We start from the raw sequence: 11,348 nt of genomic DNA on the forward strand, positions 1-11,348 counted from the left end.
GAGCAGGCGGCCGCGGCGGCGCGACGGTCGTCGACCAAGCACGGGTCGACGCGCGCGGCCGCACCGGCACGCAGCGGCGGGGGCGGCGGCGGGGGTGGCGCAGCAGCGTCGTCGTCGTCCGCGTGGGACGACGTCCGCGCCGCGGCCGCCGGCGTCGCGGGGAGCTACGGCCTGTCGGTCGCGTGGGTCGGCACGACTGCGTGCGGCCAGTCGGGGTCGGTGTCCGCGGGCTCGTTCTCGATCCGTGGCTGCAGCAGCTCGGGCAGCTCGACGATCCAGCTCTCGTTCGGCGGCGGCGACCCGGGCGTGTACCAGGGTCCGCGCAGCCGGCTCGTGTCGTACGTGAGGGCCGTCGCGCTGCACGAGGCCGCGCACCGCCAGATCGAGCGCCTCACCGGCACGATGTTCCCGACCTCGCGCTACGAGGCGCTGGCCGACGCGTACGCCGCGACATACCTGGGGATGCCGGCGTCGCTCGCGTCGTACGGGTTCAACGGCGACGACGTCGCGCTGGCCCAGGCCATCCACGACAACAGGTGGTGACGGCCGTGCCGTAGGCGGAGGGGCCGTGAGACGGCGGCGGACGTGTGAAATCCACAGGTTCGCCCTGTCGGGCCCACCGGTCCACCTGGGGCGCGACTACCCTCGCCCGGGATCTGGGAGGTCACGTGCGCACGAGACTCACGCTGCGGCGACCCGGTGGCGTGTCCACCGACGTCGTCGTCACGACCGACGCCGGCGCGACCGTCGGCGACATCGCGGAGGCCGTCGCGCGCGTCGACGGCCTGCCCGCGGGCGCGTCGGGTGGCGGCGTCACGCTGCTCGCGTCGCCTCCGGACGGCCGCGCGCCGCGCACGCTGCACCGTGCCGAGGGCGTGGTGGAGGCCGGGCTGCGGGCGGGGTCGACCGTCGCGCTCGTCGCCGCCTCCGACCGCTTCGCCGAGCCGGGCCTCGACCCCCGCCTCGCACATGCGCGGCTGCGCGTCGAGCACGGGCCACAGGCCGGTCTGGAGCTCGACCTGCCGCGCGGCGTCGTGACGATCGGCCGTGGCCCGGCGTGCGACGTGCGGCTCACCGACCAGCAGGTCTCCAAGCTGCACGCGCGGCTCGTGGTCGACGACCGGATCCGCGTGGTCGACGCGGGCTCCGCGAACGGCGTCCTCATGGACAACGCGCGGGTCGACGACGTGGTGCTCGGCCCGGACGACCGCGTGACGCTCGGCGAGACGGTCCTGTCGGTGACGCGGCTGCGGCCCGCGGACGCGGGCGGTGAGGCCGGCGCCACGGTGCGGTTCAACCGGTCGCCGCGCGTGGTGCCGACGTACCCCGAGCGCGCGGTCGACGCACCGGCGCCGCCCGAGCCCGCGAGCCCGGGCCGCTTCCCGCTGGTGGCCCTCGCCGCGCCGCTGCTCATGGGCGTCGCGCTCATGCTGTTCGCGCCCAGCCCGCTGTCCGCCCTGTTCATCGCACTGAGCCCGGTCATCATGGTCGGCACGTGGCTCGACCGGCGGTACAACGAGCGGCGCCGGCTGCGGACGCAGACGTCCGAGTTCCACTCCGCCCTCGAGGCGCTCGGCACCGAGCTCGAGCAGGCCCAGGCCGAGGAGGTGCGGGTCCGGCTCACCGAGACGCCGTCCACCGCGGAGGCCGTGCAGGCGGGCCTCGACCTGACCCCTCTGCTGTGGTCGCGCCGACCCGAGCACGACCGGTTCCTCGACGTGCGGCTCGGGATCGGGCGGGCACCGTCGCGCACGACCGTGACGATGCCGGCGCGCGGGCGAGCCGTGACGGAGCTGTGGACCGCGCTGCAGGAGCTCCGGGACAGCCGTGAGCAGGTGGACGGCGTCCCGCTCGTGGTCGACCTGCGGACCGTCGGAGCGCTCGGCGTGGCCGGGCCGGACGGGCGGGTGGACGACGTCGTGCGCGGTGTCGTCGCGCAGCTCGTGTGCCTGCACTCGCCCGCCGAGCTCGTCGTGACCGGCGTGGTGTCCGCGCCGAGCGTGCGCCGGTGGGACTGGCTCAAGTGGGTGCCGCACGTGCAGTCGCCGCACAGCCCGCTCGCCGGTGCGCACCTCGCGACCAGCCCTGCCGCCGCGAGCTCGCTCGTGCAGCGGCTCGAGGAGCTCGTCGCCTCCCGCACCGCGCACGGCACTCCGCGGACCGCGCCGCTGCCGGCCGTCGTCGTGGTCGTCGAGGACGCGACCCAGGGCGACCGCGCCCGGCTCGTGCGCCTCGCGGAGGACGGGCCCGCCGCGGGCGTGCACGTGCTGTGGTGCGCCGCGACCGTCGAGCAGCTGCCGGCCGTGTGCCGGGCGTTCCTCGCGGTCGACCCCGACGGCTCCGCCCGCGTCGGGCTCGTGCGGGACGGCGAGTGGCAGCCCGTGACGTGCGAGGGCGTCGACGCCGCGACCGCCGACACGCTCGCACGGCGCATGTCCGCGGTCGCCGACGCGGGCGCGCCCGTGATCGACGAGTCCGACCTGCCGCGCAGCATCTCGTTCCTCGCGCTCGCGGGGGAGGAGCTCGCCGACGACCCCGCCTCGGTCGTCGACCGCTGGCGGCAGACCGGGTCCGTGATCGACCGGTCCGGTGCGGCACCGGTCCGCCGGCGGCGCGACGCCGGGCTGCGGGCGCTCGTCGGACAGGGCTCCGCGGGCGAGTTCGTGCTCGACCTGCGCAGCCAGGGCCCGCACGCGCTCGTCGGCGGGACGACCGGCGCCGGCAAGAGCGAGTTCCTGCAGGCCTGGGTGCTGGGCCTGGCGACCGCGCACAGCCCCGACCGGATCTCGTTCCTGTTCGTCGACTACAAGGGCGGCTCGGCGTTCGCCGACTGCGTCGACCTGCCGCACTCCGTCGGCCTCGTCACCGACCTGTCACCGCACCTGGTCCGGCGGGCGCTCACGTCGTTGCGCGCCGAGCTGCGGCACCGCGAGCACCTGCTCAACCGCAAGAAGGCCAAGGACCTGCTCACGCTCGAGCGGGCCGGCGACCCCGACGCGCCGCCCGCGCTCGTCATCGTGGTCGACGAGTTCGCCGCGCTCGTGTCCGAGGTGCCGGAGTTCGTCGACGGCGTCGTCGACGTCGCGCAGCGCGGCCGCTCCCTCGGGCTGCACCTGATCCTCGCGACGCAGCGCCCGGCGGGCGTCATCAAGGACAACCTGCGCGCCAACACGAACCTGCGCGTCGCCCTGCGGATGGCCGACGAGCACGACTCCGAGGACGTGCTCGGCTCGTCGGTCGCGGCCGCGTTCGACCCGGGCATCCCAGGACGGGCGGCCGTGCGCACCGGACCCGGCCGGGTCGCGATGTTCCAGTCCGGCTACGCGGGCGGCCGCTCGACGGGCGCGCCGCCGCGACCTTCCGTCGGCCTCGAGACGCTGGTGCTCGGGCCCGGCGACGTGTGGGACGTGCCGGTGCCGACCGGGCCGGAGACCGCCGACGACGGCCCGACCGACATCGCCCGGGTGGTCCGCACGGTGCGCACCGCCGCCGCTGCCCTGCGGCTGCCCGCGCCCCGGCGTCCGTGGCTCCCCGAGTTGCCCCCGGTCGTCGACCTCGCCGACCTCGGGCCGCAGAGCGACGCCGCCCTCGCGTTCGGGCTCGTCGACGTGCCCGCCCGCCAGGCTCAGGACGTGCTGCGCTTCTGCCCCGACCAGGACGGCAGCCTCGCGGTGCTCGGCACGAGCGGCTCGGGCAAGTCCGCCGTGCTGCGGACGATCGCGGTCGCGGCCGGGCTCGCGCAGGACGGACCCGTGCACGTCTACGGGCTCGACTTCGGGTCCGGCGGGCTCGGGATGATCGCCCCGCTGCCGCACGTCGGCTCGGTGGTGGACGGCTCCGACACCGAGCGGGTCACCCGCCTGCTGCGGCGGCTGCGTGACGACGTCGACGAGCGCGCCGCCCGCTTCGGGGCCGCCCGCGCCGGCACCATCACCGAGTACCGGACGCTCGCCGGGCGGCCCGACGAGCCGCGGCTCGTGCTGCTTCTCGACGGGCTCGGGGCGTTCCGCGAGTCGTACGAGTCGGAGCCCGGCCGGGCACAGACGTGGGCGGCCTTCCAGCGGGTCGTGGCCGAGGGCCGCACGCTCGGTGTGCACGTCGTCATGGCCGGAGAGCGCCCCGGTGCGCTGCCGAGCGGGCTCGCGGGCAGCGTGTCCCGTCGGCTCGTGCTCCGCCAGGCCGACGAGGCCGCGTACGGGGTGCTCGACGTGCCGAAGGACGTGCTCGGCCCGCAGTCCCGTCCGGGTCGCGCGGTCGTGTCCGGGGACACCGACGAGGTCCAGGTCGCCGTGCCCGGGGGAAGCACGACGCCCGCCGAGCAGGCGGCGGCGATCGAGCGGCTCGCCGCCGCGATGCGTGAGCGTGGTGTCGTCCCGGCCCCGGCCGTCCGGCGGCTCGCGAGCTTCGTCGAGCTGTCCGACCTGCCGTCGTCCGTCGGCGGGCAGCCCGTGCTCGGCATCGCCGACGACACCCTCGAGCCCGTCGGCTTCGACCCCGCCGGGGTGTTCATGCTGGCCGGGCTCCCGGGCAGCGGCCGGACCACCGTGCTGCGGTCGCTGTCCGCGTCCGTGCGCCGTGCGCTGCCGTCCGTCCGGATGGCCTACGTCGGGAACCGGCGCTCGCCCGTGCACTCGACCGACGGCGTCTGGACGGACGTCGCCCTCGACCCCGAGTCGGCGGCGGCGCTGGCGAAGTCGCTGCTCCCGTCGCTCGTCGAGACGGCTGTGCCGGGCGCCCAGGTCGTGGTCGTCGTCGAGACGATCACCGACTTCCTCGGCGGACCCGCGGAGCAGCCGCTCGCCGAGGCGGTGCGCGCCGCCAAGCGGAACGGCCACCTGCTCATCGCCGAGTCGGAGACCAGCACGTGGGGCTCGTCGTGGCCGCTCGTCGCCGACGTCCGCAACGGCCGGCGCGGGCTCGTCCTGCAGCCCGACCACCTCGACGGGGACGCGCTGTTCCGCACGCCGTTCCCGCGGATGGCCCGCGCCGAGTTCCCCGTGGGGCGAGGCGTGTACGTCGAGTCGGGCAGGCTGCGACGCGTGCAGATCCCGGTGGCCGACTGAGATGGCGGCCGGCGTCCCCGCTCGGCACGCCCCGGGGCGTTCGGCGGGACCGGGAATCCGGATGACCGACCCGCCCGCTCCCTGCCAGGGTGACGGCGTGGACCTCGTCGACCTCTGGCCCCCCGCCGGCCTGCGCGTGCAGTGGGACGACCTCGAGCTCCGGTTCCTCGACGACGACCTCCTGCTGCGCGTGGCCGAGCTGGCCGGCGAGGGCGTGCACGCCGACGACCGGATGCCGTTCATGACCCCGTGGACCCGCGGCACCCCCGACGAGGTGGCCCGGGGCCTGCTGCGCTACCAGTGGGCCGCTCGCGCGCAGGTCGAGCCCGACGACTGGAAGCTCGAGCTCGCGGTCCTCGTCGGCGGTGAGGTGGTCGGCGTCCAGGGTGCGTTCGCCACCAGGTACCCGGTGACCCGCAGCGCCGAGACCGGCTCGTGGCTGGGCGTGCGGTTCCACAGCCTGGGCATCGGCACCCGGATGCGGCTCGCGATGCTGCACCTGCTGTTCGACGGCCTCGGCGCGCACGAGGCGACGACCGGGGCCTTCTCCGACAACGCCGCGTCGCTCGCCGTCACACGCAAGCTCGGCTACCTCGCGTCCGGTCGGCGGAGGGTCGCCCGGGAGGGTGCGGTGGCCGAGTCGCTGTCGTTCGCGATGTCCGTGGAGCAGTGGCAGGCCCGGCCCGCGTCGCAGCGGCCGCCGGTCACGGTGACCGGGGCGGAGGCGGTCGCGGAGATGCTCGGCGTCGCCTAGGTCGGCGAGCCGCGTCTGGACGGGCGGGCGTCGCTAGATCAGCGGCCGGCGGACCCGCTCGCGCGGCAGCCCTGCGGTGGCCGCGTCCGCGCTCGCGTCGATCGCACCGCCGCCCCCGGCCGTGAGCCCACCGAGGGGCGGCCGGCGCGGCTTGAAGCGGCGCACCTCCTGGGGCCAGCCGCAGCCGACGGCGACCTTGGCCGCCCACCGCTTCGCGTCCTCGTCGTCGGGCACGTCCACGATCGCGAAGCCGCCGAGGAACTCCTTCGTCTCGACGTACGGCCCGTCGGTGACGAGGGGAGTCCCGCTGGTCGGGTCGGCGCTGTACACCGGCCCGTCCTCCTCCTCGAGCCCCCCGGCGAACACGTACACGCCGGCGGCCTTCATCTCCTCGACGACCGCTCTGGAGGGCTGGACGCGCGCGAGGAACCACTCCTCGGAGTGGTCGCCCACCCACTGCTGGTTGAAGTAGATCAGGTACTCGGGCATGACAGCTCCCTGGGCTCAGGCGAACCTGGTCGTCCGCGTTCACCTGTCCGACGAACGGCGAGCAGCGGATCCGACACGGTGGCATCCGAGACGGCACACCGATCTTGACGGGCCAGGACCGCGTCGTGCACGTCGAGCTGTCACGCCTTGCGCGACGGGATCTAGCCGGCGGCCCGTCGGACGCGCTCGCGCTCGAGGCCGTCGAGCACCAGCCCGAGCGTGAACTCGAACTCCGCCCGGGTGTCGCACACGCTGAGGGCGCCGTCGACCTCGTGCACCACCGAGGCGGCCATGCGGGCGAGGTGGGGCATCTGCTGCGCCATCATCGCCATGGTGTCGGGGTCGGGGGTCGCGTCTCCGCTGTCAGGCTCGAACAGCTCGGTGCTGAAGCCGAACACCATGGACCCGAGCGAGTGGATCGCCCGGTGGGCGAGGTCGTCGTCGAATCCGGCTTCGCTGAGCGTCCCGACGAGCTGCTCGTAGAGCGCCCACGCAGACGGCGGGGTGTGCTGCTGGGCCCCGATCAGCCCGGGGGCCCAGGGGTGGCGCAGCATGACCTCGCGTGCGGCGAGGCACCGGCGGCGGACGGCGTCGACGCCGGTCGGGGCGGTGACGGCCGCGGTCGCCTGCACGACGAGCCGGGTGGCCTCGTCGGCGAGCGCCGCGAGCAGGGCGTCCTTGCTCGGCACGTGGTGGTACAGCGACATGGCCTCGCACTCGAGCTCGGCGGCTACGCGGCGCATGGTGACGGCGGCGAGCCCGTCGGCGTCGGCGATCGCGACGCCGCCGGCGACGACCCTGTCGCGGCTGAGCGCTTCGCGGACTGGCGGCATCCGACCCCCTTGTGACCTGCACATCTTACGCTGTACGTTCGCCTTACGCCGTAAGGTTGCCGCACGTCTGGAGGATCCCGTGACCACCCTCGCCGCACCGCAGCCGCCGACCACCACGACCCGGACCAGCACCCGGACCCTCGTGTCAGCGCTCTGGCTGTTCGCCGTCCTGTGCTACCTGTACTGCGACGTGCTCGGCTTCTTCGTCCCCGCCGACCTCGCCGCGATCCTCGACGGCAACGTCGGCGGCCTCGAGCTCACCGACGGGTTCCTGCTCGCGTCGGCCGTCCTCATGACGATCCCGATGGGCATGGTGCTGCTGTCGCGCGTCGCGCCCCACAGGGTCGCGCGGTGGGGGACCGTCGGCGCCGGCACCATCATGACCCTGGTCCAGGTCGGTTCCCTGTTCGTCGGATCGGGACCCCGGCCGCACTACGTCTACTTCTCCGTCATCGAGATCGCCGCGACGGCTGCCCTCGTGGTGCTCGGCCTGCGGTGGCGCCGCGCGGACTGACCTCGCTCGCTGCGCTCGACATGCTGGGTGGAGCCAAGGGGACTCGAACCCCTAACCCCCTGCTTGCAAAGCAGGTGCGCTACCAATTGCGCCATGGCCCCGTGGTGCGGCGGTCAGTCCGCCGCAGGCCCCCGTGTGGGACTCACTCGAAGGTGTCGGTGACCTCTGCCCACAGATCCCGCTCGTCGCGGTCCTGCACGACCTTCTGGTAGACGACGTAACCGACGGCGGCAACCGCCACGAGGAGCAGGAGCTTCTTCATCGATCCCCCACGGGTGTCGGGAGTGGGCCTAACAGGACTTGAACCTGTGACCTCTTCCTTATCAGGGAAGCGCTCTAACCGTCTGAGCTATAGGCCCGTCGCATCACTCGGGCAACCCGAGTGCGGCCGGACGAGACTACCCCAGGGCAGGCGCCGCACCCAAACCGGAAGCGGTCACTCGTCGGTCATCGTGACATGCACGCCGCCGACCAGCGCGGCGACGATGTTGTACAGGAACGCCCCGATGGTGGACAGCGCCGTCAGCAGGAACACGTCGATGACCGCGACGAGGGTCGCGCCGGAGACGATCCGCTTGAACTCGACGTACTGCAGGATGTCGATCGGGCTCTCCGTGCCGACGATCTGCACGACGAGGTCGTTGATCTTCGTGAACACGTGCAGGCCGTCGAGCGTGAGCCACACGACGGCCGCGGCGACGACGATCATCACGCCGATCGCCACCGACAGCAGGAACGACAGCTTCATCACGGACCACGGGTCGACGCGCGAGATCGCCAGGCGGACCCGGCGGGCACCGCCGTGCGGGCCGCCGACCGTCGGGATCCGGCCCGTCGTCGGGCGCGGGATCGCACCGGTGGTCCGCGGCACTGCGCCCGTGGTGGGGGCGGGACGCGCGGACGTGCGCGGGGGAGCTCCTGCGGCGGGCGCCGAGGCCGGAGTGGTCATGGTCGGGTCCTCGGTACGGGGTCGGGTGACCGAGGCGAACGCGGTGCTCGTGGCACCGGCCGCCTTCTTGAACCACACGGTGGCGGTGTCGACCGCGACCATGAGGGGGGAGGGCTGGTCGTGCTCGTCACCGGGCACGGGAGTCGACGGTGACGACGGGGGTCGGTCGTCGCGCGTCGAGGTGCGCTGGGGCTCGTACCCCGTGGTCGGAGGCTGCGCGGAGGTGGTCGCGGGCGTCCCGTTCGAGGATGCGCCGCCCGACGTGCCTGCGCTCGGCGGCTCGCCGTTCGGCGACGACGTGACCGTCCGGCCCGACTCCGACCCGCGCGCGGACGCCGACGGACGGCCGGCCGTCACCGGGGTCGTCGGGCGCTTGCGCGGCGGGATCGAGGGCGGGGTGGAGTCGGTCATGCATCCTCCGCAGTGGGCTCGGTGGTCTCGTCGACGACCGTGACGGCGTCACCGGCGGGGTGCTCCGCGGCGTCCGACTCGTCCGGTCCGTGACCGTTCTCGCCGCCCACGGTACCCGAGGCGTCGTCCGCGAGGTGCCGCTCGGTGTTCCGGGCCACAGCGATGATCCGGTCGCCGGCGTCGGGCTTCGCGAAGATGACACCCTGCGTCGTGCGGCCCGTGGCGTTCACCTCGGTGGTCGCCGAACGCACGATCTTGCCGCGCTCCATGATGACGAGCACCTCGTCGTCCAGGTCCGTGACCAGGGCCCCGACCAGGTCGCCGTTCGCCTCGGGCAGGTTCGCGACCTTGATGCCGAGGCCGCCGCGACCCTGCTGCCGGTAGTTCTCGACGGTGAGCGCCGTGCGCTTGGCGATGCCGCCCTCGGTCACCGTGAACAGGAACGCGTCCTCGCGCACCACGTCCATCGCGAGCAGCTCGTCGTCCGCGCGGAACTTCATCCCCGTGACGCCCGACGTGGCCCGGCCCATCGGCCGCAGCGCCTCGTCCGACGCCGTGAACCGCACCGACTGGCCCTTGCGGGACACGAGGATGAGGTCCTGGTCGGAGTCCACGAGCCGTGCGCTGACCAGCTCGTCGGGCAGGCCGTCCTCGTCCTCGCGCAGGTTGATGGCGATGACGCCGCCGGTGCGGTTGGAGTCGTACTCCGCGAGGCGGGTCTTCTTGACGAGGCCGCGCTGCGTCGCGAGCACCAGGTGCTCGGCCTGCTGGTAGTCGCGGATGTCGAGCACCTGCGCGATCTTCTCGCCCGGCTGGAAGGCCAGCAGGTTCGCGACGTGCTGGCCCTTCGCGTCACGGCCGCCCTCGGGCAGCTCGTACGCCTTCGCCCGGTACACGCGGCCGAGGTTCGTGAAGAACAGCAGCCAGTGGTGCGTCGTCGTCACGAAGAAGTGGTCGACGATGTCGTCCTCGCGCAGCTGCGCACCACGCACGCCCTTGCCGCCGCGACGCTGGGCCCGGTAGTTGTCCGACCGGGTGCGCTTGGCGTAGCCGCCGCGGGTGATGGTGACGACCATCTCCTCCTCGGCGATGAGGTCCTCGACCGACACCTCGCCGTCGAACGGCAGGATCGTCGTGCGCCGCTCGTCGCCGTACTTGTCGACGATCTCGCGCAGCTCGTCGCTGACGATCGTGCGCTGCCGCTCGTCCGACGCGAGGATCGCGTTGAACTCGACGATCTGCGCCTCGAGCTTGTCGTGGTCGTCGATGATCTGCTGGCGCTGCAGCGCGGCGAGCCGGCGCAGCTGCAGGTTGAGGATCGCCTGCGCCTGGACCTCGTCGACGTCGAGCAGCTCCATGAGGCCCGTGCGCGCCTCGTCGGCGTCGGGGGAGCGGCGGATGAGCGCGATGACCTCGTCGAGCGCGTCGAGCGCCTTGAGGTAGCCGCGGAAGATGTGGATCTGCTCCTCGGCCTTGCGCAGCCGGTAGCGGGTCCGCCGCTGGACGACCTCGATCTGGTGCGTGGTCCAGTGCCGGACGAACGCGTCGATGCTGAGCGTGCGGGGCACGCCGTCGACGAGCGCGAGCATGTTCGCGCCGAACGTGTCCTGCAGCTGGGTGTGCTTGTACAGGTTGTTGAGCACGACCTTCGCGACGGCGTCCCGCTTGAGGACGATCACGAGGCGCTGGCCGGTGCGGCCGGACGTCTCGTCGCGGATGTCGGCGATGCCCTGGACGCGGTTCTCCCGGACCAGGTCGGCGATCTTCTTCGCCAGGGTGTCCGGGTTCACCTGGTAGGGCAGCTCGGTGACGACCAGGCAGATGCGGCCCTGGATCTCCTCGACCTCGACGACCGCGCGCATCGTGATCGAGCCGCGACCCGTCCGGTACGCCTCGTCGATGCCGCGGTGGCCCAGGATCGTCGCGCCCGTCGGGAAGTCGGGGCCCTTGATCCGGGTGAGGAGAGCCGCGAGCAGCTCCTCCTTGGTCGCGTCCGGGTGCTCCAGGTACCACTGGACGCCGTCGGCGACCTCGCGCAGGTTGTGCGGCGGGATGTTGGTCGCCATGCCCACGGCGATGCCCGCCGAGCCGTTGACCAGCAGGTTCGGGAACCGCGCGGGCAGGACGAGCGGCTCCTGCGTGCGGCCGTCGTAGTTGTCGCCGAAGTCGACCGTGTCCTCGTCGATGTCCCGCACCATCTCCATCGAGAGGGGGGCCATCTTGCACTCGGTGTACCGCGGGGCGGCGGCCGGGTCGTCACCCGGGGATCCGAAGTTCCCCTGGCCGGCGACCAGGGGATACCGCAGCGACCAGTCCTGCACGAGCCGGACGAGGG

8 protein-coding genes, 2 tRNA genes and 1 pseudogene are annotated in these 11,348 nt (G+C 73.5%); 4 read left to right on the forward strand and 7 right to left on the reverse strand.

From position 1 onward, the window contains the following. From J7523_RS19295 to J7523_RS19305, 3 genes and pseudogenes are all read left to right on the forward strand, one after another. Positions 1 to 543: pseudogene (locus tag J7523_RS19295) on the forward strand (hypothetical protein); the annotation flags it as partial. Between the two features lie 125 nt (positions 544 to 668). Next, complete coding sequence (locus J7523_RS19300) at positions 669 to 5,063, forward strand: FtsK/SpoIIIE domain-containing protein (RefSeq protein WP_291890280.1); 4,395 nt, start codon at positions 669 to 671, stop codon at positions 5,061 to 5,063. A 97-nt stretch (positions 5,064 to 5,160) separates the two neighbouring features. Beyond that, the gene (locus tag J7523_RS19305) at positions 5,161 to 5,817 is read left to right on the forward strand and encodes a GNAT family protein (protein ID WP_291890282.1); all 657 of its coding nucleotides are present in this window, start codon (positions 5,161 to 5,163) and stop codon (positions 5,815 to 5,817) included. A 33-nt stretch (positions 5,818 to 5,850) separates the two neighbouring features. Here the strand turns inward: J7523_RS19305 and J7523_RS19310 are convergent, their stop codons facing one another. After that, positions 5,851 to 6,306, reverse strand: coding sequence for a YciI family protein (locus tag J7523_RS19310; RefSeq protein WP_291890284.1), 456 nt, complete (start codon positions 6,304 to 6,306; stop codon positions 5,851 to 5,853). A gap of 161 nt (positions 6,307 to 6,467) precedes the next feature. Continuing rightward, positions 6,468 to 7,139 carry a TetR/AcrR family transcriptional regulator C-terminal domain-containing protein gene (locus tag J7523_RS19315; protein ID WP_291890286.1) on the reverse strand — a complete coding sequence of 224 codons (672 nt, stop codon included), beginning with the start codon at positions 7,137 to 7,139 and terminating at the stop codon, positions 6,468 to 6,470. 79 nt (positions 7,140 to 7,218) lie between these two features. Between J7523_RS19315 and J7523_RS19320 the strand changes: the two genes are divergently transcribed. Beyond that, the gene (locus tag J7523_RS19320; protein ID WP_291890288.1) at positions 7,219 to 7,653 is read left to right on the forward strand and encodes a DUF6326 family protein; all 435 of its coding nucleotides are present in this window, start codon (positions 7,219 to 7,221) and stop codon (positions 7,651 to 7,653) included. Between the two features lie 28 nt (positions 7,654 to 7,681). Here J7523_RS19320 and J7523_RS19325 read toward each other — a convergent pair. The 5 genes from J7523_RS19325 to gyrA form a co-directional block, all read right to left on the reverse strand. Continuing rightward, positions 7,682 to 7,754, reverse strand: a tRNA-Ala gene (locus J7523_RS19325). 41 nt (positions 7,755 to 7,795) lie between these two features. After that, positions 7,796 to 7,915, reverse strand: coding sequence for a DLW-39 family protein (locus J7523_RS19330; protein WP_291890290.1), 120 nt, complete (start codon positions 7,913 to 7,915; stop codon positions 7,796 to 7,798). A 23-nt stretch (positions 7,916 to 7,938) separates the two neighbouring features. After that, positions 7,939 to 8,012: transfer RNA gene (locus J7523_RS19335), tRNA-Ile, on the reverse strand. Between the two features lie 77 nt (positions 8,013 to 8,089). Further along, the gene (locus tag J7523_RS19340; protein ID WP_291890292.1) at positions 8,090 to 9,013 is read right to left on the reverse strand and encodes a DUF3566 domain-containing protein; all 924 of its coding nucleotides are present in this window, start codon (positions 9,011 to 9,013) and stop codon (positions 8,090 to 8,092) included. Further along, positions 9,010 to 11,348, reverse strand: a 2,339-nt coding sequence (gyrA, locus tag J7523_RS19345; RefSeq protein ID WP_291890294.1) for a DNA gyrase subunit A, incomplete at its 5' end; no start/stop codon positions are given. The genes J7523_RS19340 and gyrA, both read right to left, overlap by 4 nt.

Source organism: Cellulomonas sp., from assembly GCF_017744555.1.
In the GTDB taxonomy this organism is placed as follows: Bacteria; Actinomycetota; Actinomycetes; order Actinomycetales; family Cellulomonadaceae; genus Cellulomonas.